Consider the following 24,081-nt stretch of genomic DNA (forward strand, 5'->3'; position numbering starts at 1 on the left):
CAGCGCTCAGACGCGCTTGCGGTATTCGTGCGTGCGGGTGTCGATTTCGATCTTGTCGCCGCTTTCCACGAACAGCGGGACCGAGATCTCGAAGCCGGTGCCGACGATCTTGGCGGGCTTCATCACCTTGCCCGAGGTGTCGCCCTTGACGGCCGGCTCGGTCTCGATCTCGCGCACCACGGTGGTGGGCAGTTCGACGGAGATGGCCTTGCCGTCGTAGAACACCACTTCCACCGGCATGTTGTCTTCCAGGTAGGAGATGGCGTCGCCCATGTTCTCGGCCTCGACCTCGAACTGGTTGTACTCGGCGTCCATGAACACATACATCGGGTCGGCGAAGTACGTGTAGGTGCACTCCTTCTTGTCCAGGATGATCTGGTCCATCTTGTCGTCGGCCTTGAAGACGACTTCGGCCCCGCCGCCGTTCAGCAGGTTCTTCATCTTGATGCGCACCGTGGCGGCGCCGCGGCCACCGCGGCTGTATTCGGTACGCAGCACCACCATCGGGTCCTTGCCCTGCATGATGACGTTGCCTGCGCGGATTTCCTGTGCGAGTTTCATAGCGGCTCTCTTGGTTCGGTGGGCGTCGCTTGCCGCTCTTGCATCACGCTGCCTTCACGCGGGAAGGTGGCGGTGGCAGTTCTGCAGCTTGCGAAGCATTGCGTATCGGTTTTTGCGGCAGATCGCGACGCCGGGTGTCGCGCGGGTCCCGGTACCGGCCAGGAGGCCAGGCTTCAGGGCGACGCGCAGAGCCCGCTATTCTAGCCTGCGGCGGCCTTTTCATCGCAAAAGGAGACCAGCTGGCTCACCAGGTCCCGCCGTGCCTGCAACTGCTGACGCCAGGCCTGGCAGTAGGCGCGCCAGGGTCGGGACGCGGGCCATTCGTCGGGCCAGGTCGCCAGGCCGCTCCAGGCCTGCCACAGCGCGCGCAACTGCCGGCCGGTCGCGTCGTCGCCGGTGGCGGCGGTCATGCGGTCCAGCAGCGCGTCCAGCTTGGTCACATGCGCTTCGTCATGCTGTGGATAGATGTGCCAGACGAAGGGCACGCCGGCCCACATCGCCCGCACGATGGAATCCTCGCCGCGCATGAAGTTGAGGTCCGCGCTCCACAGCAGGCGGTCGAAGTCGGGCTGCGACAGCCAGGGCAGCGCCTGCATGCGCAGGGTCCGCGCCGCCCGAGGCGCCTGGGCCAGGGCCGCTGCCTGCGATGCGCCCGCACACAGCAGCACCAGCGTCGGCTCGGTGTCCAGCCGCTGCAGCAGTCCCGCGAAAGGCGCCTGCGGATAGGCGAAGAGGCTGACCACCCGCTCGCCGGCCCGCCGCTCGATGCCCAGCGTGCCCAGCCAGGCGTCGCGGTCGAATGCGGCCTGCGCGGCGGCCAGCCCCGGCTCGCACAGCAGCCCGCCGGTGCGTGGCGTGAAGCCGGGATAGAAGAACCACTTCGTCAGGCCATTGCGCTGCGGCGAGGGCAGGCCGTGGCTGCGCTCCACATAGGCCTCGGCGCTGAGGTACTCCAGGTTGATCCACACCGGCGGCACGGACCGTTCTGCCATGCGCTGCACATAGGCCGGCGGCGGGTCGCAGCCGAAAGTCTCCACCACCACGTCGGCCGCATCGGCAGCTGCGTCGAAGGCCAGCACCTGCACACCTGGCGCGCCGCCCGGCGCCATCCATTGCAGCGGCTGCGCATCGTCGATGAACAGCCGCACCGCATGGCCGCGCGAGGCCAGGTCGGCGGCCAGCCGCCAGCTCACGCCCACGTCGCCGTAGTTGTCGATCACACGGCAGAAGAGGTCCCAGCGCTGCAGGTGCATGCGGGGATTATCGAAGCGGCACAATCCGCCCTCCGATGATCGAGCCGTCCCCCGTTCCCGCCGACACCGCAGTGCCCTCCGACACCGCCGCACAGGCCGCCGCGGTGCGCGACCGGTTGCTGGCCGAGGTGGCTGCCCTGCCGCCGCTGCCGGGCGTCTACCGCTACTTCGACAGCAACGGCACCGTGCTCTACGTGGGCAAGGCCCGCAGCCTGAAGAAGCGCGTGGCGAGCTACTTCCAGAAGGACCACGGCGGCAGCCGCATCGGCCACATGGTGGGCCGCATCGCGCGCATGGAAACCACGGTGGTGCGCACCGAGGCCGAGGCGCTGCTGCTCGAGAACAACCTGATCAAGACGTTGAACCCCAAGTTCAACATCCTGTTCCGGGACGACAAGAGCTACCCCTACCTGAAGATCACCGGTGCCCGCACGTCGGGCAACGAAGGCGATTCGCTGTCCACGCGCTTCCCGCGGGTGGCCTATTACCGCGGCGCGGTGGACCGCAAGCACCGCTACTTCGGGCCCTACCCGGGCGCGTGGGCGGTGAAGGAATCGATCCAGCTGATCCAGAAGGTGTTCCGCCTGCGCACCTGCGAGGACACCGTGTTCGCCAACCGCAGCCGGCCCTGCCTGCTGTACCAGATCCACCGCTGCACCGCGCCCTGCGTCGGCTTCATCCAGGCCGAGGACTACGCCCGCGACGTGAGCCATGCCGAGCGCTTCCTGCTGGGCGAGACGCAAGAGGTGCTGGACGACCTGCAGGGCCGCATGATGGCCCATGCCGAGTCGCTGGAATTCGAGAAGGCCGCCGACCTGCGCAACCAGATCAGCGCGCTGTCGCGGGTACTGCACCAGCAGTCGGTGGAGACCAGCAGCCTCACCACCTCCGACAAGGACGTCGACATCCTCGCCGTGCGGGTGCAGGGCGGCCGTGCCTGCGTCAACCTGGCCATGGTGCGCGGGGGCCGTCACCTGGGAGACCGCGCCTACTTTCCCGCCCATGTGGAAGACGCCGCCGCCCTGGCCGAAGCCGAGGACGACGCACCCACGCAGCCGGTGGAGGTTCAGGTGCTGGAGGCCTTCATCGCCCAGCACTACCTGGGCAATGCGGTGCCCTTCCTGCTGGTGCTCAGCCATGCGGTGGACAAGGCGCTGATCGAGATGCTGAGCGCACAGAGCGGCACCCGCGTGAGTGCCCAGCACCAGCCGCGCGAGCAGCGCCGCATCTGGCTGGAGATGGCCGACAAGGGCGCGCAGATCGCGCTGGCGCGGCTGCTGGCGGAAGAGGGCTCGCAGCGCGAGCGCACCCGTGCGCTCGCCGAGGCGCTGCAGCTGGACGTGGAATCGCTGGACCAGCTGCGCATCGAGTGCTTCGACATCAGCCACACCGCCGGTGAATCGACGCAGGCCAGCTGCGTGGTGTTCGAGAACCACCAGATGCAGAACGCGCAGTACCGGCGCTACAACATCGCCGGCATCACCGGCGGCGACGACTATGCGGCGATGCGGCAGGTGCTCACGCGGCGCTACGGCAAGATCGCCGAGGCCCTGGCCGCGCAGGCCCAGGAGGGCGTGGCGCCGGGGGAGGGCGGCGGCAAGCTGCGCATGCCCGACCTGGTGCTGGTGGATGGCGGCAAGGGCCAGGTGTCGATGGCGCGCGAGGTGTTCACCGCGCTGGGCCTGGACCTGTCGCTCATCGTCGGCGTGGAGAAGGGCGAGGGCCGCAAGGTGGGGCTCGAAGAGCTGGTGTTCGCCGACGGCCGGCCCAAGGTGTACCTGGGCCACGATTCGGCCGCGCTGATGCTGGTGGCGCAGATCCGCGACGAGGCGCACCGCTTCGCCATCACCGGCATGCGGGCGCGGCGCGCCAGCGTGCGCACCGGCGGCAGCAAGCTCGAGGAGATTCCGGGCGTCGGCCCGAAGAAGCGGGCCCGCCTGCTGCAGCGCTTCGGCGGCGCACGCGGCGTGGCCAATGCCAGCGTCGACGAGCTGTGCGGCGTCGAAGGCATATCCAGACAACTTGCGGAGGAGATCTACCGTGCATTGCATTGAACGGCTGCGCTGGCGCGGCCTGGGCGGCCTGGGCCTGGCGGCTGCGCTGCTGGCCGGCTGCGGCAGCATCACGCCCCCGGGCAGCCCGGGCGCCATCGTCACCTCGCCCACCCGCGCGCCGGAGCTGAGCAGCACGCCGGCCATTGCCCGCCAGCAAAGCCGCGACTGGGCCGAGTACAAGCTGCAGGCCGCGCAGCGCCTGGTCGAGGCCAACCCCGACATCACCTACATGGGCGAGGTGCAGCAGCCGCTGCTGGCCATCCCGGTGCTGGAGATCGAGCTCAACGGCGACGGGAGCGTGCGCCAGATCAAGGTGGCCCGCCGGCCGGGCCAGGCGGTGGACACGGTCGACATCGCCATCGCGGCGGTCCGGCGTGCGGCGCCCTTCGGCGACGTGCGCCACCTGCCCAAGCCCTGGGTCTACAGCGAGGTGTTCCTGTTCAACGACGCCCGCCGCTTCAAACCGCGCCTTCTGGATGAATGAGCCCCGCTTCAGGCAGCCTGCCGGGTCCGCAAGGTAGCATCGACCATGTTCTTCAACCTGCCGACACTGCTGACCTGGGCGCGCATCGTCGCGATTCCGCTGATCGTCGGCATCTTCTACCTGCCCGTGGACAGCGGCATGCGCAACCTGATTGCGACCGTGCTGTTCATCGTGGTGGCGCTGACCGACTGGGCCGATGGCTACCTGGCGCGCCGGCTCAACATGACCTCGAAGTTCGGCGCCTTCCTCGATCCGGTGGCCGACAAGTTCCTGGTGTGCGCCGCGCTCATCATCCTGGTGTGGCTGCATCGGGCCGATGCGATGGTCGCGCTCATCATCATCGGCCGCGAGATCGCCATCTCCGCGCTGCGTGAGTGGATGGCCGAGATCGGCGCGCGCCGCAGCGTGGCGGTCCACATGCTGGGCAAGCTCAAGACCACGGTGCAGATGGTGGCCATCCCCTTCCTGCTGTACGACGGCTCGTTGTTCGGCGTCATCGACACCCGCATCTGGGGCGCCGGCCTGATCTGGGCCGCCGCCGTGCTCACCATCTGGTCCATGGTGTATTACCTGCAGAAAGCGCTCCCCGACATCCGCGCCAACGTGCGGTGAACGCCACCGCCGGGCAGCGCCGCAGTCAGGCGCTGGTGGCCGCGATGCCGCCGGTCTTCGTGCTCATCTGGAGCACCGGCTTCATCGTCGCTCGCTACGGCATGCCGCATTCGCCGGCACTCACGCTGCTGGCCTGGCGCTACGGCCTGTCGGTGCTGGCCTTCGGGCTGTGGATCGCGCTCAGCCGGCCAAGCTGGCCGCAGGGGCGAACGCAGTGGCTGCACCTGGGCATCACCGGCGTGCTGATGCATGCGGTGTACCTCGGCGGCGTCTGGTCCTCGGTACGTGCCGGTGCTTCGGCCGGCACGGTGGCGCTCATCGCCGGGCTGCAGCCGGTGCTCACCGCGCTGTGGGTGTCGGCCAGCGGGCAGGAGCAGCGCGTCGCGCCGCGCCAATGGGCCGGGCTGCTGCTCGGCCTGGCCGGCCTGCTGCTGGTGGTGTGGCGCAAGCTGGGCGAGGGCGAGCTGGGCGCCTTCAACCTGGGCCTGGCCGTCGCCGCGCTGCTGGGCATCACCGTGGGCACGCTGTACCAGAAGCGCCATGTTCAGCCGTGCGATGTGCGCACCGCCAATTTCGTGCAGCTGGCCGCAGCCTTCGCGGTCACGCTGCCGCTGTCGTGGGCGGTGGACGTGGCGCCGCTGCAATGGCATCCGGAGCTGATCGGCGCGCTGGCGTGGTCGGTGCTGGTGCTCACGCTGGGCGGCAGCTCGCTGCTGTACCTGCTCATCCAGCAGGGCGCGGCCACCCGCGTCACCAGCCTGCTCTACCTGGTGCCGCCCTGCACCGCGGTGATGGGCTGGCTGCTGTTCGACGAAGGCCTCGGCCCCCTGGTGCTGGCCGGCCTGGCGATGACCGCGGCGGGTGTCGCCCTGGTGGTCCGAGCGGCGCCGGCGCCACACGACCGGTAGCATTCCGCAGCATCGAAAACAGGCTGTGCAAGGCCTGTCGCACCCCTGTTCGGGGGTGCCGTTTCCCCTGCTTAGAATCCGCCGCTCGCGCTTGACACTGCAGGGGAGGCACGGCTGTAATCGTTCGCTCCTGGCTCGACCCGGTTCGCACCGATCACTCTCGAGCTTCGCAGGCCAGAGGCGCACGCAAGCCGCCTCCACCATTCGTACGACAGCCAAGAGGGACCCCTTCGTGAACAAGAGTGAACTGATCGAGCACATCGCCAAGCAGGCCGACATCTCGAAGGCTGCTGCGGGCAGGGCGCTCGAGGCCGTGATCGGCGGTGTCAAGACCACGCTCAAGAAGGGCGGCAGCGTCTCGCTCGTCGGCTTCGGTACCTTCTCGGTCACCAAGCGCGCGGCGCGCAGCGGCCGCAATCCGCGCACCGGCGACACGATTAAGATCAAGGCTGCGAAGGTCCCTAAGTTCCGTCCCGGCAAGGGCTTGAAGGACGCACTCTGATCCACCAGTTACCGGGTGCTTAGCTCAGCCGGTAGAGCGGCGCCCTTACAAGGCGTAGGTCGGCGGTTCGAACCCGTCAGCACCCACCAGCGACAATCGCAGCCTCCGGGCTGCCAGCTCCAAGCAAAGGCGGACCCAGGTTCGCCTTTGTGCCATCTAGGCCCTGACTTCTTTGCACCGAAAGCCGTTCCCGCATGTTCGAGTTCGTCCGCAACAACACCCGCCTGCTGCAGGGCATCCTGGTGGTCCTGATCTTCCCGGCCTTCGTGGTCGCCAGCTGTCAGGGCTACGAGCAGTTCATGGAAGGCGGCAACGCCACCGTGGCCAAGGTGGATGGCCAGGCCATCACCCAGGCCGAGTGGGACGCAGCGCATCAGCGGCAGGCCGAGCGCATCCGCCAGCAGATGCCCAACATCGACCCCAAGCTGTTCGACACGCCGCAGGCCAAGCATGAGACGCTGGAGCAGATCGTGCGCGAGCGCGTGATGTTCGCCGCCGTCAACAAGCAGCACCTGGCCGTGACCGACGAGCGGCTGCAACGCGAGCTGCTGGCCGTGCCGCAGCTGGCGGCGCTGCGCCGCGCCGATGGCAGCTTCGACGTCGACGCCTACAAGGCCTTGCTGGCCGCGCAGGGCCTGACGCCGGCTTCGTTCGAAGCCAGCGTGCGCCAGGATGCGGCGCTCAAGCAGGTGATGGCCGGCGTGGAGAGCAGCGCCTTCGCACCGGCCAGCGTGGCGCGGCAGTCGCTGGACACGCTGCTGCAGCGCCGCCAGGTGCAGCTGCAGCGCTTCGCCAGCGCCGGCTACATGGCCAAGGTGCAACCCACCGATGCTGAACTGGAGGCCTACTACCAGTCGCACAGCGACCTCTTCCGCGCGCCGGAGCAGGCCCGCATCGAGTATGTGGTGCTGACGCTGGACAGCCTGGCCAAGGACGTGGCCGTGCCGGACGACGAGCTGCGCAAGTACTACGACGAGAACGCGGCCCGCTATACCGCGGCCGAGGAGCGCCGGGCCAGCCACATCCTGGTGGCCGCCGACAAGGACGCTCCGGCTGCCGACCGCCAGAAGGCCAAGGCCAAGGCCGAAGCCCTGCTGGCCGAGCTGCGCAAGGCCCCGGCCACCTTCGCCGAGGTGGCGAAGAAGAACTCCGACGACCCGGGCTCGGCCGAGCGCGGTGGCGACCTGGACTTCTTCGGCCGCGGCGCCATGGTCAAGCCGTTCGAGGACGCCGCCTTCGCGATGAAGCAGGGCGAGATCAGCAACGTGGTGGAAAGCGACTTCGGCTTCCACATCATCCGCCTGGATGCGGTGCGCGGCGGCGAGAAGAAGCCCTTCGACGCGGTGCGTGCCGAGATCGAGACGGAGGTGCGCAAGCAGCTGGCGCAGCGCCGTTATGCCGAAGCGGCCGAGCAGTTCAGCAACACCGTCTACGAGCAGGCCGACACATTGCAGCCGGTGGTCGACCGCCTGAAGCTGAGCAAGCAGACCGCGACCGTGCAGCGCACGCCCGCGCCCGGCGCCACCGGCGCGCTGGCTTCGCTCAAGCTGCTGGAGGCCGTGTTCTCCACCGATGCCACGCAGGGCAAGCGCAACACCGATGCGGTGGAGGTGGGCCCCAACCAGCTCGCCTCGGCCCGCGTGGTGGAGTACACCCCGGCGCGCGTGCTGCCGCTGGCCGAAGTGAAGTCACAGGTGCGTGACCGGGTGGTGGAAGAGCAGGCGATGGCGCTGGCCCGCAAGGACGGCGAAGCCCGCCTGGCCGAAGTGCAGAAGGCCGCCGATGGCGCCGGGCTGCCGGCCGCGGTGGAGGTGTCCCGTGCGCAGCCGCAAGGCCTGCCGCGCGAGGTGCTGGACGCGGTGCTGCGTGCCGATGCCGGCAAGCTGCCCGCCGCCGTCGGCGTGGCGGTGCCGGGCGAAGGTTATGTGGTGGCGCGCATCACCGAAGTGCGCGCGCCGGACGACAAGTCGCCGGAAGTGGCGCAGCTGGTGCCGCGCTATGCGCAGGCCTGGGGCGCGGCCGAGGCCGATGCCTACCAGAAGGCCTTGCGCAACCGCTTCAAGGTCGAGTTCAAGGGCGCCGGCGTGGCCCCGGCGGCGGACGCCGCCTCCGCAGCCGGCAAATAACGGTTGAAGGCCCGCGCGAGTGGGCTATACTCATCGGCTCTGCGGTGGCTGTAGCTCAGTTGGTAGAGTCCCAGATTGTGATTCTGGTCGTCGTGGGTTCGAGTCCCATCAGCCACCCCACCTCACAAGCGCTCGCGCTCTGAATGCCTGACTTCTCCGGAAGCCAGGCATTTTTCGTTTCAGGCTGCGCGCGGTTGGAGGCCACGAGCCGGCCCACGGTCAGCCCGCTTCACCGCTCGACGTGCAGTTCCCGCGCCCGCTGCACCGCCGCGCGGTCGGTGAGTTGGCGGCGCACGAGGGGGATCCGCTGGTGCGCAAGGGCGGTGCAGGCGATGCCCAACAGCGCTGCGCCGACCGCCAGGCCGGGTTGTCGCACGATGCCGGTCAGCACGGCCAGCACCACCAGGACGCTGGGCAGCATCGCCAGCAGCGCTTGCACCGGCGCCACGCCCACCCGCAATCCGCACGATCGGCAACGCGCGCGTCCGGCCGGGCCCAGCGCCAGCTTGCGCCAGGCCGACAAAGCCCGCAGGCCGCAATGGGGGCACTGCAGCCGGCTCATGCCTCAGCTCATCCGGCCGGCGGCAGCGGCAGTTCCAGCACCCGCAGCACCGCATCGACCTGCGCTGCCGATTCCGGCCGCGCCGCGCCCGAGACGGCGAACCAGGGGCGTTGCTCGGTGTCCCTGACGATCCATGCATCCTCCGGCGTGGTGGCGGGCAGCCGATCGGCATCGCCCTCGAATTCGTCGATCGTACGGTGCAGGTTGTCGCGCAGCGCGGCCAGGCGCTCCGGCGGCATCTGGTTGATCCAGTCAACGAATCGTTGGTGCTGCGCCGGATCCTGCAGGTCCAGGCCGTGCAGGCCGGCATGGCGGGCCAGCAGCGGCACCACGCTGTGCCCGTCGCCGCTCTGGTCCACCAGCGCGCGGGCCGCCGGCTCGCTGAAGCCCGCATGCTGCAGGAAGCGCAGCGAGGTGCCGCCGTCGCTGCCGGGCTCGTGCCGGTTGGCCTGCTTGCGGTCGTTCCAGATCGCCAGGCCCACCACCGACACCACCACCAGCCCGATGCCGATCGGCCCGGCGATGCTGCCGGCGCCGAACGCCGCCATCAGCCCGCCCCCGGCGCCCACGCCGTACAGCACGCCGGACGGGATGTCGCCCTGGCCGAAGGCATCGGCCGCGCTCCACACGTCCACCGCCGCCGTCAGCACGCTGAGGAAGCGGCTGGCCGCGGTGCTTCCCAGTCGGCCGACCAGCGATTCGGCGTCGGCCTTGCCCAGGCCGACCAGCAGCTCGGCCCCCTTCTGGCCCAGGCCGGCGGCATCCACCAGCACCTTGGTCTGGTTGCGCAGCGAAGGGTCCAGCCCGGCCCGCTCCAGCGAGGCGAGCAGGCCTACGCCGGCCAGGCCCAGGCCGGCGCCGCGCAGCAGCTGGCCGGCGATCGTGCTCTTGTCGAAGCCGCTGATCTTGCCCAGCGCCTGGTCCAGCCCGCGCAGCCGCGCCGCGCCTTCCTCAACACTTTCGCCGGCCACCGGCACCGCGTCGTCCAGCGCCTTCAAGGCCTTGTCGAGCGCGCTGTCCGAGACACCCCAGGCCCGCGACAAGGCCGGGCTGCGCAGGCTATCGATCGCGGCGCGGGCGCGGGCGACGCTGGCCGGGTCGCTGGCGTCGAAGTCCCCGATGCGCGCCAGCACCGTGGATTGCACATGCGCGGTGGCCACCTCGCTGACCAGCTTGCGCGCCTGGTCGGTGAGCTTCGCATTCGAGGCGAATTGCGAACTGGTGAACCAGCCCAGCAGCTGCTGGCCGGCCGGGCCCTGCGCCAGTTCCGGATGCGCTCCCAGCGCGGTGCCGATCGCAAGCTGTGCCTTGGGGTCGTTCAGCACCTCGGCGGCCACCGGATCGTCGGCCGGCAGTGCCTGCAGCTGCGCCAGCAGGTCGCGGCCGTTGTCGGCCAGCTGCTGCTTCATCGCGGCGGTCTGCGCCTGCCAGTCGGCACCACGGGCCTGGGTGTAGTCGGCGATGGCCTGTTCCAGCTGCTGCGGCGTCATGCTGCCGCCGTGGCTCTGCACCAGCCAGGCCAGCTCGTCCATCTGCTTGGCATAGGCGTCGGTGTCGTCGGCCACCTTCTGGTGGAACAGCGAGATGCCGGTCTGCACGCCGGCCATCACCCGTTCGCCGTCGATGCCCGGCTGCCGCGCCAGCGCCACGGCATAGGCGGGGTTGGCGCCCTGCGCCACCGCCTGGATCACGCCACCTTCGTTCCACACGCCGAGTTCGGCCACGCGCTGGATCGCGGCGTCGCCGGCTGGCGTGCCGGCCACGCGGCCCAGCAGCGTCACCAGGTGTTCGACGCCGCCAGGGCCGAACGGCGGGCCGCCAGCCTGCCAGCCCTGCTGAACCGCCTGGTCGATGCCGGGCACCGCAGCGGCCACCACCCGCGCGGCCACCTCGGGCGACAACGGCGCGGTCAGTCCGTCCAACCGCGTCATCGCCTGCAGGCCGCCGGCCTGCGGTCCGGCGGCATCGGCTGGCGGCTCGCGCAGCGGCTGCAGCGCTTCGCTCGCCGCAGACTCGATCAGCGCCCGCGCGGCCGGGTCGGCCAGCAGCGCCTGCTGCACCGCCGGCGATGCGGCGCGCCAGCCTGCATCCAGCGACTGCAGCGACTCGGTGGTGCTGCCGCGGCCCTGCGCCACCTGCAGCACGCCGTCCACCCGGCGCTGAATGTCCACCCGCTCCAGCGATGCCTGCAGCGCGGTGCGCGTGCCGTCCGCGGCGCTGCCGCGCTGCAGGATGGCCTGGGCGGGATCGGCCTGCGGTGCGGCGGCCAGCGGCGGTGGCAGGGGCGCCGCCGCGGCTTCGCGCAGCGCCAGCTCGGCGCGCACCGCGGTGTCCAGCTGCCGGCGGCTGGCAGCGAGGTTGTCGGCCAGCCAGGGCAGGGCGGCACCGCGGCCCTGGGTGCTGGCGGACATGTCGTCGTAGGCGCCCTGCGCCTGCGCCTGCCGGCGGGCCGCGGCATCGGTGGTGGTCGCCGCACGCTCCAGCGGTGAAGGCCCGGCGGGCTGCACGCCGACCGCCGCGTCCGGCGCAGGTGCCGGCGTCAACGCATGGCCGCCGGGGATCCAGATCTGCTGGCCCACGCGGATCACGTCGGGGTCGGGCAGCTGATGGCGGTTGGCCGCGGCCACCTGCTGCAGCGGCTGGCGGTACTGCGCCGCCAGTTGCGACAGGGTTTCGCCCGGCTGAACCTGCACCGCCACCGGCTCGGTGCCGTGGCCCTCGCCGATGGGCACCTGCAGCTGCTGGCCCACGCGCAGGCGGTCGGGGTCGGCCAGCTCCGGGTTGGCCTGGCGCAGCGGTTCCTGGCCGATGCGGTAGCGCGCGGCGATCTCGCCCAGCGTCTCGCCACGGGCCACCGTGTGCTGCACATGGCGCTCGGGCGGCGGAGGCGGAGGGGGCGGTGGAGGCGGCGGTGCGACGGGGGCAGGCGCGCGGCGGACACCATCTTGCAGCAGCATGGGCGGTTCCCGGTGAGGAGCTGATCCAGCCTGGCACCGTAGGCGGCCACCATCGCCCGGCACAGCTCGGGCGCGCCCTAGCTGGGGCCGCACCCAGCGCGCGGCGCACGGGCGCAGAACCTAAGCTGGTGGTCATGCAGGCCCTTGCCGAGCGCCCTGGCGCATCTCCCACCCCGGACATGCCGGCCCCGCCGGCCGCGGCACCCGGCCACGGCGCCCATCCCGCGCCGTGGGGCCTGCGCCTTCGCGAGTTCCAGCCCGCCGACCGCGCGGCGCTCGTGGCCATGCACCGCGACCCGCGCGTGCGTGCGCTGCTGGTCGACGACATGCCGCTGGACGACCCCCGCGTGGCGGGCCTGTTCATCGAGCGCATGCAGGCCTACTACCGCCGCCACGAGGGCCTGGGCATCTGGTGCGCCGAGCACTGGGCGCCGGCGCTCTCGGCTGCGGAACTGGCCGATCCGCAGGTGAGGGCATCGCTCAGCGACCACGCCCTGCAGCAGCTGTCGCAGCCGCGGCCGCGCTTTGCCGGCTGGTTCAACCTGATGCGCATGGCCGACGATCCCGATCGCATCGAGATCGGCTGCCGGCTGCTGCCCGCCTACTGGGGCAGCGGCCTGGTGCACCAGGGCGGCGAGCTGCTGCTGGCCCGGGCCTTCGAAGAACTGCGGTTGCCGCGGCTGTGGGCGGCCTGCCATCCGGCGCACCGGCCGGTGCAGCATGTGCTGCGAACACTCGGCTTCGTGGATGACGGCGAGCGCCCGTGCGACGGTGCGCCGGCCCGCTGGTTCGTGATGCCGGCGCAGGCCTGGCCTGCCGTGCGCGACACGCCGCGGCGCCTGCGCCTGCGGCAGGCGCTGCGTTAGCTGCTGATCGTCTCGATCGGCTGCTGGCCGAAGACGGTCTTCTCCCAGGCGCTGCGGCGCTGCAGCGTCTGGCCGGCGTCGCTGACGTCCTGCTGCTTCACGTCGAGGTCGAAGCGGCCGCTGCCATCGAGCTGGAACACCGCCACCGAGAACGGCGGCTGGCCGCTGGCGGCCCAGGCGTCGCGCAGCGCGGCCATCGCATCGGCCAGGTCGGCGTCGAGCATCAGGTCGTCGATCAGGGCCGCATGGCCGGGGCCGCTGCTGACGTAGGCGGTGGCCGTGCTGGTGTCGTCCATCAGCTCGGCATAGATCCAGGCGCGGTCGAAGGCCTCGGGCAGCGCGGGCACCAGCACGTCGGCGATGCGCTGGTAGCAGGATTCGATCTGGGGGGTCATCGGAGGGCTCTGCGGTGATGCGGAAGGGCGCCGCGGCAGCGTGCTCAGCGCCCGCCCGGCACGTTGTTGAACACCCGCGTGACGGGGTTGCCGTCGACAGCGTAGCGCACAACCAGGCTGTCGGGCCGCAGCGAATCGCCGCTGTAGCGCGGCACGATGGTCACCTTCACCTCATGGCCCTGCTGCAGCAGCCGGTCCCACTCCTTCTCCAGGCTGCGGTACACGCCCATGTTGAAGTTGCCGTTCTGGGCGAAGTGGTTGATGGCCTCGCGCGGGCCGTCGAACTGGCGGGCGATGAAGTGGCCGCCCTGGTCGGTGGGCAGCCGGTCGGCACCGCCGGCCTCCAGTTGCGCCCGCGTGTTGCGCGACTGACCCTTGTTCAGCGTGAGCTGGCCGCTCACATGGCTCACCCGCCCCTGCGCATCGGTGCGGTAGGTGTAGCCGTTGTGGGTGATGTTGAGGTGCGGCGGGTTGGCGCCCGGGCGCGGCACGTCGTCCGTGCGGCGGGCCAGCGTGGCCGCGTCATCGGCCTGGCGGGCCGCGGCGGCCGCCTCGTCGCCGTGCCGCGCGGCCTGCTCGGCCAGCGCGCTGCCGCCCCGCACCGCCAGGCTCGCGCCCTTGGCCGCATCGCCGAAGGCCGGCACTGCGGCCACGGCGGACATCGCGGCATTGGCCATGTCGCCTTCGGCCGCATAGATGCCGGCGTTGAGCAGGTCGGGCACCGCGCCCAGGCCGGGCACGAAGCCGGCGACATCCAGCGCGCCATGCACCCAGCCCGACGCCGTCGACCACCAGCCACCGGACGACGGTGCCGCCTCGGCCACGCCGAGCCGGCGGGCCAGCTCGGGCCGGTCGTCGGCACTCACCGCCGCCAGCGCATCGCGCACCAGCCGGCCAGCCTCGGCGGGCCGGGCCTGGGCCTGGTCCCGCAGCGTGCGGTTCACCGCGTCGAGGTCGGTGTGCAGGCCGCGGGTGTGGGCCGCGACGATCTCGCGGCCGGTGGGTGCGTCATGCCGCGCCGGCGTGTCGGCCGAAGCCAGTGCCGCGCGGGCCGAGGCCTGTGCGCCCGAGGCGCCGTGGAGGGAGGTCGATGCATGCATGGTGCGGCTTCGCGGAAGGGCTGCGATCAGGCCACTGTGCCGCCCGCCCGCCGCGCCCGCGAGTCGGGGCGGCCACCAGCTGGGGTGGACCCTAGCGGCAGGGCCGCCGGGCCTCGATCACCGCAGCTCCAACCCCTGCGAGGTCAGCTGCACCCGGTCCGCATCGGTCTTGAGGAACTGCTCCAGGTAGCCCTTGCCGGCCTCGCGCAGGTTGGCCTGGATGCGCTGTGCATCGGGGGTGCCGGGGTTTTCCTTCAGCGCCATCTGCGTGGTGGCGGTGAGCATGCCCAGGATGGCCAGCTGCTCGTACATCTCCTGCTTCTGCTGCGCATCGGCGGCGGCGAAGTCCGGGTTGCGGGCGATCACGCCGCGCATCTGCCGCACCAGCGGCGTGAAGTTCTCGTCGGGGAAGTCGGCATTGCGGTAGGCCATCCAGCTGCCGGCCAGCAGCGCGGCCACCGCGCCGGCCACGTCGTTGCGCGGGATGTTGAACTGCCGTTCGATCTGCTGGTAGCCCGACAGCAGCTGCTTGAAGCTGCGCTCGGCCTGGCCGCGTGCGGCCTCGGGGTAGGCCTCGGCCAGCAGCGCCGGCATGCGGCTGGCACCTGCGGGTTTGAAGACGGTGGTCTGCTTCTTCGCCGCGCCGCCTGCGGCGGGGCGGTCCATGCCGGCGGTATCGAATTCGCCCGACGCCAGGCTGGCCGCGCCGCCGCGCCGGGTGGCCCGCTGCAGCAGCTGGCCGTCGCCGCGGGCCAGCGCCATGTTGCGCTTGAGCATGCGGTCTACGTTGGGCTGCATCATCATGTTGGAGAACACGCCGGACTGGAACATGAAGGCGTCCTGCGCCTGCGCCACGGTGGTGGCGGCCAGGCCCGCGGCCAGCAGGCCCGCGGCCACGCATCGCATGCCGTGTCGAATCATGTTGTTGCACTCCTTCATGTTCATCGGTGGTGGTAGAAAACGCCGAAGGGGCCCCGAAGGGCCCCGCGGCTGCAGGTGCTGTCGATCAGCCCTTGCGCGCCATCTGCGACAGGCCTTCGCCGATCGCCTTGATGGTGTTGGAGAAGCCGTTTTGCATCAGCGAGAACATCTGGCTGGTGGCCTGCATCTCGGTGGTGGCAGCGGCGTTGGCCTTGGCGGCCGACTTGCCTTCCTCGCCGGCCGTCGAAGCGATCTTGTTCGACAATTCAACCATCTTCGAGGCCTTCTCGCCCAGCACCTCGCCCATGGCCGCGGCGATGGCTTCGAGCCAGCTGCCCGAGCCGGCGCGGCTGCTGCCGCGGGCCTTGCTGCGGTTCTCGTCGCTGTTCTCCAGGCCTTCCGAACGCATCTTGGCCATGGCGCGCTGCACGATGGCCTGCGACGATTCCTGGGCGAACTGCTGCACTTCGGCACCGGCTTGCTGCTCGACGAAGTTGTCCACCTCGGGGTCGGAATCGGTGGTGTTGCCCGACACCGCACCGTCGACCACGGTGTTGACGATGTCGCGCACGAACTTCGGCATGCCGAATTCCTTCATCAGCGTGTCCGCGGCCATCTTCACCGCGGTGCCGATGGCCTGCGTCAGCAGGTTGCTCATCGAGCCGGCGATGGCCAGCGGCGGGAAGGCCAGGCTGGCCAGGCTCAGCAGCGAACCGAAGATGTTGCCGCCGCCAAACACGCTCTTCAAAGCTCCAGACATTCGTCTCTCCTTCGTGGGGGGGGTGATCGCGCCGCAACCTTGCGAGCGCCGATGGAGTGCATTGCATGCGTTGCGGCGGCCGGCGTGTAGCTGGTGCACGCCATAGCTAGGGTCGGCCCCGGCCCGCTTCGGGCATGGAGTCCAGCGGGGCCGGGCGAACGTCGGCATCGATCACGCTGATGGCGCCGGGCGTCACGCCCAGCAGGTACTCGCGGCCGCGGTGGCGCACGCTCACCAGCCGCTCGCGCGGGCCCAGCGACACGCTGTGCAGCACCACCGGCGCGGTGGACGGCGAGGCGCCGGCACGCCCGGTCTGCAGCCGCTTGAGCAGCTTGAGCCCGGCCCAGGCCAGCAGCAGCACCAGGCCCAGCGCCAGCGCGGTGCTGAGCAGTTGCATAGACAAGCTGGGCGTGGCGGCAGCGGTCTCGCTCATGGCTGGGCCGCCTGCCGTTCGCGCTCGGCGCGGGCCCACAGGATCACCTCGGCGATCACGTCGAACAGGTCGGAAGGCACCAGCTCGCCCACCTCGCCGCGGGCCAGCAGGTCGCGCGCCAGGCCGACGTTGCGCAGGATGGGCACGCCTGCTTCCTCGGCGGCCTCGCGCATCGCGCGGGCGGCTTCGTCCTCGCCCTTGGCGCTCAGCGTGGGCACCGGGCACTGCTCGCGGTCGTAGTCGATGGCGATGGCCACGTGGGTGGGGTTGACCACCAGCACATGGGCCTGGCGTGCCGCCTGCGCCGCATTGCGCTGCGACCATTCCTCGTGCGCCTGCCGGCGCTGGGCCTTGATCATCGGGTCGCCCTCGTTGTCCTTGCCTTCCTGTCGGATGTCGCGCCGGCTCATGCGCATCTTCTTCGTGAAGCTCCAGCGCTGGTAGGCGGCATCCAGCACGCCCACCAGGGTGAACAGCAGCAGCGTCCACAGCAGCATCGGCCGCGCCACCTCCCACAACGCGGTGCCCACGAGCATCGGCCGGGTGGACAGCGGCAGCAGCGCGATCTGCGGCAGCAGCGAACGCAGAACCAGCCAACCCACGCCCAGCAGCAGCACGGTCTTGCCCACCGCCTTGGCCACCTCGATGAGGTTGTCCATCGTGAACATGCGCTTGACGCCCTCGACCGGGTTCATGTTCTCCATCTTCGGCTTGACCTTGTCGAGCGCGAACACCGGCCCGGCCTGCAGGAACTCGGTCAGCAGCCCCACCGCGCCCACCGGCAGCAGCAGCCAGGCGCTGAGCACCAGCAGCGCCTGCAGGGCCTGCGCGGCCAGGCTGGGCGCGGCCAGCGCGAAGGGCTGGCCGATGCTGGCCAGCGCCGCATCCATCACGCCTGCGAGCTGCCGCGTCACCGGGCCGATGGCCAGCGTGGCCAGGGCGAACCAGGCCAGCAGCTCCACCGTGCTGGTGACGTCCTTGCTCTTCGGCACCTGCCCCTTCTTGCGGGCGTCCTGGAGCTTCTTCGGTGTCGGCTGCTCGGTCTTGTCGCCGCCGTCGTTCTTGTCGGCCATCGTGGGGAAGTGGGAGCGTCGAGGGGCATGGTGACCCGGCGGGCATGACAGCCGCATGAAGCGCTGCAAGCCTGCCTGGCGGCCCGGGTCATCAGGGTTGCCATCGTCAGGGCCGAGGGCGGGGCGTTGTCACCGCTTGCAACCACAGGCCGGTCAGCAAGCGGCGATCCTGCCGTCTACGGCAGCGTGCGCGCTCGCGCGTTGTTAGTCACCGCGGCACAGGCGCGGCCGGTGGGCCCTGCGTTAAACGCTTGAAACAATCGGACCGCGGGCTGTCACGAAAGCCACGGCCGGGGCCGGAAAAACTGCACACATGCCAAAGCAACAGCTCGTGCAGAACCCCGTGCCGGCAGGCCGTCCGGCCTTGCCCGTAACCACCGCCCGGTGGATGGCGCTGATGGCGCTGATGGCGCTGGCGACGATGGCTCCGCCCGCGGCGGCACAAGGCTGTACGGCCTGGAGTGCGGCGCAGCTCGCCAAGTTCCGCCTGGCGCTGGCGCAGGCCTGTGCGGCACCCGCCGCGGCCGAGGCGCCGCGGGCTGCCGCCGCGCTGCAGCTGTTCGATGCCCAAGGAGCCGCCACGCGGTCGGTGCCGCCGCTGGCACGCCAGCCGGTGCCACCGCAGCCCGCCAGCGCCCTCCCGCGTTCGTCCGAGCCGCTGCCGGCCACGTCGCCGCTGCCGATGAAGTTCACGCCGGTGCTGGCACCCGATGCCCGCCGCGCGATGCAGCTCGCGCCGCTGGTGGACGACACCGCACGCCGGCATGACATCGATCCGCTGCTGCTGCATGCCATCGCGCATGTGGAGTCGCGCCACGATGCGATGGCCCGCTCGCCCGCCGGCGCCCGCGGGCTGATGCAGGTGATGCCGATGACCGCGCGCCGCTTCGGCGTGCAGGCCGAGTCCATGCTGAACGAACCGGCGGCCAACCTGGAGGTCAGCGCCACCTACCTCAAGCTGCTGCAGCGCCGCTTCGACGGCGACCTGCCGCTGGTGCTGGCCGCCTACAACGCCGGCGAGGGCGCCGTGGAGCGACATGGCCGGCGCATACCGCCCTATGCCGAGACCCGGGGCTACGTGCAGCAGGTGATGCAGCGCTACCGCTGGCTGGCCGGCTTCGTGCAGCGGCAGCCCGCGCAAGGCCTGCAGCAGCCATGACGGCCGCCGCCCATCACGGCGCCGCGCCGCGGCGCTCGAGCGTCAGCGACCTGCTGCTGGTGGCGGGCGTGCTGGCCATCATGGCGATGATGGTGCTCACGCTCACGCCGCTGGTCATCGACGCGATGGTGGCGGTGAACATCGCCATCGGCGTGCTGCTGCTGCTGGTGTCGCTGTACATCGGCTCGCCGCTGGAGTTCTCGGTGTTCCCGAGCGTGTTGCTCATCACCACGCTGTTCCGGCTGGCGGTGTCGGTGGCCACCACCAAGCTCATCCTGCTGGAAGGCCATGCCGGCCACATCATCGATGCCTTCGGCCACATGGTGGCCGGCGGCAGCCTGGTGGTGGGGCTGGTGGTGTTCCTCATCATCACCGTGGTGCAGTTCATCGTCATCGCCAAGGGCGCCGAGCGGGTGGCCGAGGTGGCGGCGCGCTTCTCGCTGGATGCGATGCCGGGCAAGCAGCTGTCCATCGATTCCGACCTGCGCTCGGGCCTGCTGGACAAGGACGAGGCCCGCCGCAAGCGCCGCGAGCTGGAGCTGGAGAGCAAGCTGCACGGCAGCCTCGACGGCGCGATGAAGTTCGTCAAGGGCGACGCCATCGCGGGCATCGTCATCATCGTCATCAACCTGCTGGGCGGCCTGGGCGTGGGCGTGCTGCAGCAGGGCATGCCGGTGGGCGCGGCGCTGGTGAAGTACTCGGTGCTGACCATCGGCGACGGCATGGTGGCGCAGATCCCGGCGCTGCTGGCCGCGATGGCCGCCGGCCTGATCGTCACCCGCGCCTCCGACGACGAGCAGGACCGCCACCTGGGCGACGCCATCGTGCGCCAGGTGGGCGCCAAGCCGCGGGTGCTGCTGGTGGCCGGCGGGCTGTGCCTGCTGCTGGCGCTGGTGCCGGGCTTCCCGTGGTACGTGTTCGGGGTGCTGGGCCTGGCCTTCGCGGCGGGCGGTGCGCTGCTGCTGCCGGCCCTGCGGGCACGCTGGGTGGCCTGGTCGCGGCCGGCGCGTGAATCCATCCTGCGCCGCAAGGACCTGGCGCCGGCGGTGCTGCACACCGCGCCGCCGGTGCCGCGGCCCACGCTGGCGCTGCAGATGGAAGTGCCCGCGCAGGCGCTGCAGGGCGGCATGGCCGGCCGGCTGGTGCAGGCGCTGGAAGCGATGCTCGACCGCATCAACCTCGAGCTGGGCCTGCCGCTGCCGCGGGTGGCGGTGCATGCGGTGCCTGGCCCCGGCTGGCGGCTGCTGGCCTTCGACGTGCCGATCGCCACCGGCGGGATGCCGGCCGGCCTGGCCACCGATGCGGTGCCCGCCGTGCTGGCCGAGACGGTGCGGCAGGCGCTGCGCCGCCACCTGGCGCTGTTCCTCGGCACGCAGGAGGCCAGCGCCTACCTGCACCGCGCCGGCCAGGACATGCCCGAGGTGGTGAAGGAAGTGCTGCGTGCGCTGCCGCTGCAGCGCGTGGCCGAACTGCTGCGCCGGCTGGTGGAAGAGGAAGTGCCGATCCGCCATGCGCGCGACATCCTGGAAGCGCTGGCCGATGCCGCGCAGCGCGAGAAGGACGTGTATGCGCTCACCGAGTTGGCCCGCATCGCGCTCAAGCGCCAGCTCTGCCACCGCTGCGCGCCCGACGGCCGGCTGCGCGCGGTGCTGCTGCTGCCCGAGCTGGAAGAGGCGCTGCGGCAGGCCGTGCGCGTGAGCAACGGCGTGCAGCAGCTGGCGATGGAGCCGCAGCACGCGCAGGCCGTCATGGCGGCGCTGGTGCAGTCGGTGCAGGCGCACCGGCCGGCCGCGCTGCTGGTGGCGGTGGACATCCGGCGCCATGTGCGCAAGCTGATCGAGAACGAATGCTTCGATACCCCTGTGCTGAGTTTCCACGAGCTGGTGCCCACGCTGCAGCTCGACGTGGCCGACCGTGTGGCCGCCCCGGGCGCCACCCTGCTGGAGGCCGCATGAAGCGCGCCTGGCTGACGGGGCTGACCTGGCTGGCCGCGCTGGTGGCCGCGGTGATGCTCACGCTGATGGCCGCACCGCCGGCGCAGGCCATGCCCATCCCGTTCGCGGAGCGCGAGGTGCAGCTCACCGCGCGCGAGCAGCCCATCGCCGCCTTCCTGCAGGACCTGTTCGGCCTGGTGGACGTGCCGGTGTCGGTGAGCCCCAGCGTGAAGGGCGCGGTCAACGGCAGCTTCAGCGGCCCGGCGGCGCGGGTTTGGCGCAACATCGCCCGCGCCTTCAACCTGGTGGAGTACTACGACGGCGCGGTGCTGCACATCTACTCGCCGGCCGACATGGTCACGCGCACGCTGCCGGTGGCGCCTTCGCTGGCGGCGCGGGTGCAGCGCAACGTGCTGGAGATGCGGCTGCCCGATGCCCGCAACACCGTGCGCAGCACCGAGGACGGCACGCTGATCGTCAGCGGCACGCGGCGCTTCATCGAGCAGGTGGAGGAGATCACGCGGGCGCAGCTGGTGAGCGACCGCGCCGGCCCGCCCAGCGGCTTCAAGGTCTTCTACCTGCGCTATGCCTGGGCGCAGGACGTCAGCATCAGCTTCGGCGGCCGGCAGGTGGTGCTGCCTGGCGTGGCCAGCATCGTGCGGGCGCTGATGACGCAGCAGTCGCGCAGCCAGGTGGCGGTGCAGTCCAACGAGGTGCCTTCCAGCGGCACGGTGCCGGGCCTGCGCGGCCAGCGCAGCCAGCGGCCGATGGGTGGCTCGGCGGGTGCGGCAGGGCAGGGCCTGGGCACGCTGGGCGCTGCGCAGGCCGATGCCGGCGCGGCTTCGCTTCCGGTGCTGGCAGCGGCCTATGGCGCGGGCGCCGGCGGGCCGGGTGCGCCCGGTGCCGCGCCGGCCGCCGGCTCGGCCCTGCCGCCGATGGCGCCGCAGGCCTTGTCGCTGGCCGAGGGCGCGATGGTGCGGGTGGAGGCCGATGCCCGGCTCAACGCGGTGATCGTGCGCGACGCGCCCGACCGCCTGGCGCAGTACGAGCAGCTGGTGGCCGCGCTCGACATCGAGCCGCAGACGCTGGAGATCGAGGCCACGATCATCGACGTCAACACCGAGCGGCTGAAGGAGCTGGGCATCAACTGGCGCTATTCGCGCGGTCGCAGCTCGCTGCTGTTCGGCCGCGGCGACGCCAGCGACCGCGGCCTGGCGCCGGGCACCGCGCCGGCCGACATCACGCCGGTGGGCCGAGGCGGCTTCGTCTCCGCGGTGCTGGGCGATGCGCGCGAATTCATCGCCCGCGTCAACCTGCTGGAGGACCAGGGCGCGGCCAAGGTGGTGTCCAGCCCGCAGGTGCTCACGCTGTCCAACGTGGAGGCGGTGTTCGACAACAGCAGCACCTTCTACGTGCGGGTGGCGGGCCGCGAGGACGTGGACCTGTTCAACGTGTCGGCCGGCACCACGCTGCGCGTGACGCCGCATGTGTTCAAGGACGGCGGCGAGGTGCGCATCAAGATGCTGGTGTCGATCGAGGACGGCTCGCTGTCCAGCACCCGCGTGGTGGACACGCTGCCGGTGGTGGAGCGCTCGGCCGTCAACACCCAGGCGCTGATCTTCGAGGGCGAGAGCCTGCTGGTGGGCGGCATCACCCGCGAGGCCAGCAACGACGGCGTGACCAAGGTGCCCGGCCTGGGCGACGTGCCGGTGCTGGGCGGCCTGTTTCGCAGCACCAGCCAGGGCAACAGCCGGGTGGAGCGCATGTTCCTGATCTCGCCGCGGCTGTCCAGCGGCCGCCAGGCCCGTGCGGCGCTGCCGCCGGCCGACCCCGCGCCACAGGCGCTGCCGCCGCCGGCCCCCGCGCCCGACGTTCCGCCTCCACGTCAGCCATGAACACCCTGACCTCCTCCGCACCGACACCGGCCGAGCCGGCGCCGCCGGGCCTGCAGCTGCAGGTGCTGGACGGCCCGCAGCAGGGCGCCCGGGCGCCCGTGCCGGCCGGCACCGCCTTCACCGTGGGCGGCAGCGCCGACTGCGACATCGTGCTGCGTGGCCTGGCCACGCTGCCCGCTGCGGTGCGGCTGTGCCTGCAGCCGCAGGGCTTGTCGGTGGAGGTGCTGCGCGGCGAGGTGACGGTGGCCGGCGAGACGATCGCCGCCGGCCAGCGGCGTGAGTGCCGCGCCGATGCCGACCTGCAGCTCGGGCCGGTGCGCTTCGGCCTGTTCGCGGTGGAGGTGCCCGCGCCGGACCCGGCGCCTGCCGACGACGCGCCGCCCCTCGAGGTGGCCGCCGAGCTGAGCGACCGCCCCGCCCAGCCCGCGCGGCCGGTGGACGAGCCACCGCATGCCGCGGCCCGCCGCGGCCCCGCCATCCGCCGCGGCTGGCAGGCCCTGCTGGCCGGCGGCGCCGCGCTGGCCACGGTGTCGATCGGCATGCTGGCCTCGGCCTACACCCAGCCGCCGGCCGAGCCGCTGGCCGAGCCCGCAAGCCGCCAGGCGCAGGCCCTGCTGCAGGCCGCCGGCCTGCGCCAGCTGCAGGTGCGCCCCGATGGCGACGGCGGCGGCCTGCTGGTCAGCGGCTACCTGGACACCGGCGCCCAGCGCGCCCAGGCCGAGCAGCTGCTCGCCGCGCAGCCGCTGCCCACGCGCTGGCAGGTGCATGTCAACCAGCAGGTGGCCGATGCGGTGGCCGACGTCTACCGCATCAACGGCGTGCCGGCGCAGGCGCGGCCGGTGGGCGAGGGCGCGGTGGCCGTGACCACCCGCGAGGCCGACGACCGCCAGCTCGACCGCGTGCGCGACGCCGCGCGGCGTGACGTGCCCGGCCTGGCCGCCATCGAGGCGCGCAACCTGCCGCCGCCCGCGCCGCCGGCCTCCGCGCCCGTGGTGGACGACCCGGGCAAGCGGGTGGCGTCCATCGTGCCGGGCGAGCCGCCCTATGTGGTGACGGCCGACGGCACCCGCTATTTCGAAGGTGCGCTGCTGCCCACGGGGCATCGCATCGCCGGCATCGAGCGGCACCGCGTGCTGCTGGATCGGGACGGCGCCGTGACGCCGCTCGTGTTCTGAGACCTCGACTTGTATAGACAACCAGGAGCGCAATGATGAGCAGTTCGATCGATCCGCTGTCGATGATGGCGATGGCCCCCTTGACCACCCGTGCCGGCGCATCGCGCGAGCGCGAAGGCAGCTGGTACGAGGCGATGGCCACCGCCTGGGGCCAGTCGCTGGACCGCAAGGCCGCCGACCTGGAGTCCATCTCCGGCCGCATCATGGAAGGCGACGACAAGCCCGCCACCGTCACCATGCTCAGCACGCAGGCGATGCAGATGGGCTTCCTGTCCACCAGCTCGCACTCGACGATCACCTCGGCGGGCGAGGCGCTGAAGACGATGGCGCAGAAGAACTGAGCGGGGCCGC

22 protein-coding genes and 2 tRNA genes are annotated in these 24,081 nt (G+C 71.4%); 14 read left to right on the forward strand and 10 right to left on the reverse strand.

The features are described 5' to 3' along the window. Positions 1-6: 6 nt before the first annotated feature. On the reverse strand, positions 7-561 hold the full coding sequence (gene efp / locus LRS14_RS18200; protein ID WP_046114754.1) for an elongation factor P: 555 nt from the start codon (positions 559-561) through the stop codon (positions 7-9). A 200-nt stretch (positions 562-761) separates the two neighbouring features. Continuing rightward, entirely contained in the window at positions 762-1,814 is a 1,053-nt protein-coding gene (gene earP / locus LRS14_RS18205; protein ID WP_257800552.1) for an elongation factor P maturation arginine rhamnosyltransferase EarP, read from the reverse strand. Between the two features lie 35 nt (positions 1,815-1,849). Between earP and uvrC the strand changes: the two genes are divergently transcribed. The 8 genes from uvrC to LRS14_RS18245 all read left to right on the forward strand — a co-directional run bounded on the left by uvrC (position 1,850) and on the right by LRS14_RS18245 (position 8,620). Next, positions 1,850-3,868, forward strand: coding sequence for an excinuclease ABC subunit UvrC (gene uvrC, locus LRS14_RS18210; protein ID WP_257800553.1), 2,019 nt, complete (start codon positions 1,850-1,852; stop codon positions 3,866-3,868). After that, complete coding sequence (locus LRS14_RS18215; RefSeq protein ID WP_257800554.1) at positions 3,855-4,352, forward strand: hypothetical protein; 498 nt, start codon at positions 3,855-3,857, stop codon at positions 4,350-4,352. Before uvrC ends, LRS14_RS18215 begins: the two co-directional genes overlap by 14 nt. 45 nt (positions 4,353-4,397) lie before the next feature. After that, the gene (gene pgsA, locus LRS14_RS18220) at positions 4,398-4,964 is read left to right on the forward strand and encodes a CDP-diacylglycerol--glycerol-3-phosphate 3-phosphatidyltransferase (RefSeq protein WP_046114751.1); all 567 of its coding nucleotides are present in this window, start codon (positions 4,398-4,400) and stop codon (positions 4,962-4,964) included. Positions 4,965-5,008: 44 nt separating this feature from the next. Beyond that, entirely contained in the window at positions 5,009-5,872 is an 864-nt protein-coding gene (locus LRS14_RS18225; RefSeq protein WP_257802164.1) for a DMT family transporter, read from the forward strand. A 232-nt stretch (positions 5,873-6,104) separates the two neighbouring features. After that, positions 6,105-6,374, forward strand: a complete 270-nt coding sequence (locus tag LRS14_RS18230; RefSeq protein ID WP_046114750.1) for an HU family DNA-binding protein — start codon at positions 6,105-6,107, stop codon at positions 6,372-6,374. 13 nt (positions 6,375-6,387) lie between these two features. Continuing rightward, positions 6,388-6,463: transfer RNA gene (locus tag LRS14_RS18235), tRNA-Val, on the forward strand. A 105-nt stretch (positions 6,464-6,568) separates the two neighbouring features. Continuing rightward, positions 6,569-8,500, forward strand: a complete 1,932-nt coding sequence (locus LRS14_RS18240; RefSeq protein WP_046114749.1) for a SurA N-terminal domain-containing protein — start codon at positions 6,569-6,571, stop codon at positions 8,498-8,500. A gap of 44 nt (positions 8,501-8,544) precedes the next feature. Further along, positions 8,545-8,620: transfer RNA gene (locus tag LRS14_RS18245), tRNA-His, on the forward strand. Positions 8,621-8,729: 109 nt separating this feature from the next. Here LRS14_RS18245 and LRS14_RS18250 read toward each other — a convergent pair. Beyond that, complete coding sequence (locus LRS14_RS18250) at positions 8,730-9,062, reverse strand: hypothetical protein (protein WP_257800555.1); 333 nt, start codon at positions 9,060-9,062, stop codon at positions 8,730-8,732. 8 nt (positions 9,063-9,070) lie between these two features. Beyond that, positions 9,071-12,019: a LysM domain-containing protein gene (locus tag LRS14_RS18255; protein WP_257800556.1), complete on the reverse strand. Its 2,949-nt coding sequence runs from the start codon at positions 12,017-12,019 to the stop codon at positions 9,071-9,073. 134 nt (positions 12,020-12,153) lie between these two features. Between LRS14_RS18255 and LRS14_RS18260 the strand changes: the two genes are divergently transcribed. Further along, positions 12,154-12,885 carry a GNAT family N-acetyltransferase gene (locus LRS14_RS18260; RefSeq protein ID WP_257800557.1) on the forward strand — a complete coding sequence of 244 codons (732 nt, stop codon included), beginning with the start codon at positions 12,154-12,156 and terminating at the stop codon, positions 12,883-12,885. Here the strand turns inward: LRS14_RS18260 and LRS14_RS18265 are convergent. The 6 genes from LRS14_RS18265 to sctU form a co-directional block, all read right to left on the reverse strand. After that, positions 12,882-13,280, reverse strand: coding sequence for a hypothetical protein (locus LRS14_RS18265; RefSeq protein ID WP_046114745.1), 399 nt, complete (start codon positions 13,278-13,280; stop codon positions 12,882-12,884). The two genes, LRS14_RS18260 and LRS14_RS18265, sit on opposite strands and share 4 nt — an antisense overlap. Positions 13,281-13,324: 44 nt before the next feature. Continuing rightward, positions 13,325-14,380, reverse strand: coding sequence for a DNA/RNA non-specific endonuclease (locus LRS14_RS18270; protein WP_257800558.1), 1,056 nt, complete (start codon positions 14,378-14,380; stop codon positions 13,325-13,327). 117 nt (positions 14,381-14,497) lie between these two features. Continuing rightward, positions 14,498-15,301, reverse strand: coding sequence for a DUF6683 family protein (locus tag LRS14_RS18275; RefSeq protein ID WP_257800559.1), 804 nt, complete (start codon positions 15,299-15,301; stop codon positions 14,498-14,500). An 85-nt stretch (positions 15,302-15,386) separates the two neighbouring features. Beyond that, positions 15,387-16,061, reverse strand: coding sequence for a hypothetical protein (locus LRS14_RS18280; protein WP_157039668.1), 675 nt, complete (start codon positions 16,059-16,061; stop codon positions 15,387-15,389). Positions 16,062-16,167: 106 nt separating this feature from the next. After that, positions 16,168-16,494, reverse strand: a complete 327-nt coding sequence (locus LRS14_RS18285) for a flagellar biosynthetic protein FliO (RefSeq protein WP_257800560.1) — start codon at positions 16,492-16,494, stop codon at positions 16,168-16,170. Then, positions 16,491-17,567, reverse strand: a complete 1,077-nt coding sequence (sctU, locus tag LRS14_RS18290; RefSeq protein ID WP_257800561.1) for a type III secretion system export apparatus subunit SctU — start codon at positions 17,565-17,567, stop codon at positions 16,491-16,493. The genes LRS14_RS18285 and sctU overlap by 4 nt, the downstream gene beginning before the upstream one ends. A 364-nt stretch (positions 17,568-17,931) precedes the next feature. Here sctU and LRS14_RS18295 point away from each other — a divergent pair, with 364 nt between their 5' ends. Genes LRS14_RS18295 through LRS14_RS18315 form a run of 5 tightly spaced genes read left to right on the forward strand, consistent with a single transcriptional unit; the run spans position 17,932 to position 24,071 of the window. Then, positions 17,932-18,726 carry a lytic transglycosylase domain-containing protein gene (locus LRS14_RS18295; protein ID WP_257800562.1) on the forward strand — a complete coding sequence of 265 codons (795 nt, stop codon included), beginning with the start codon at positions 17,932-17,934 and terminating at the stop codon, positions 18,724-18,726. Beyond that, the gene (locus tag LRS14_RS18300) at positions 18,723-20,681 is read left to right on the forward strand and encodes an FHIPEP family type III secretion protein (protein WP_257800563.1); all 1,959 of its coding nucleotides are present in this window, start codon (positions 18,723-18,725) and stop codon (positions 20,679-20,681) included. Before LRS14_RS18295 ends, LRS14_RS18300 begins: the two co-directional genes overlap by 4 nt. Further along, positions 20,678-22,555 carry a type III secretion system outer membrane ring subunit SctC gene (gene sctC / locus LRS14_RS18305; RefSeq protein WP_046114741.1) on the forward strand — a complete coding sequence of 626 codons (1,878 nt, stop codon included), beginning with the start codon at positions 20,678-20,680 and terminating at the stop codon, positions 22,553-22,555. Before LRS14_RS18300 ends, sctC begins: the two co-directional genes overlap by 4 nt. Continuing rightward, the gene (locus LRS14_RS18310) at positions 22,552-23,730 is read left to right on the forward strand and encodes an EscD/YscD/HrpQ family type III secretion system periplasmic domain-containing protein (RefSeq protein WP_257800564.1); all 1,179 of its coding nucleotides are present in this window, start codon (positions 22,552-22,554) and stop codon (positions 23,728-23,730) included. The genes sctC and LRS14_RS18310 overlap by 4 nt, the downstream gene beginning before the upstream one ends. Positions 23,731-23,765: 35 nt before the next feature. Continuing rightward, on the forward strand, positions 23,766-24,071 hold the full coding sequence (locus tag LRS14_RS18315; RefSeq protein ID WP_046114739.1) for a hypothetical protein: 306 nt from the start codon (positions 23,766-23,768) through the stop codon (positions 24,069-24,071). The last annotated feature ends 10 nt before the right edge of the window (positions 24,072-24,081 follow it).

Source organism: Aquincola sp. J276, assembly GCF_024700035.1.
Classification (GTDB): domain Bacteria; phylum Pseudomonadota; class Gammaproteobacteria; order Burkholderiales; family Burkholderiaceae_C; genus Aquincola; species Aquincola tertiaricarbonis.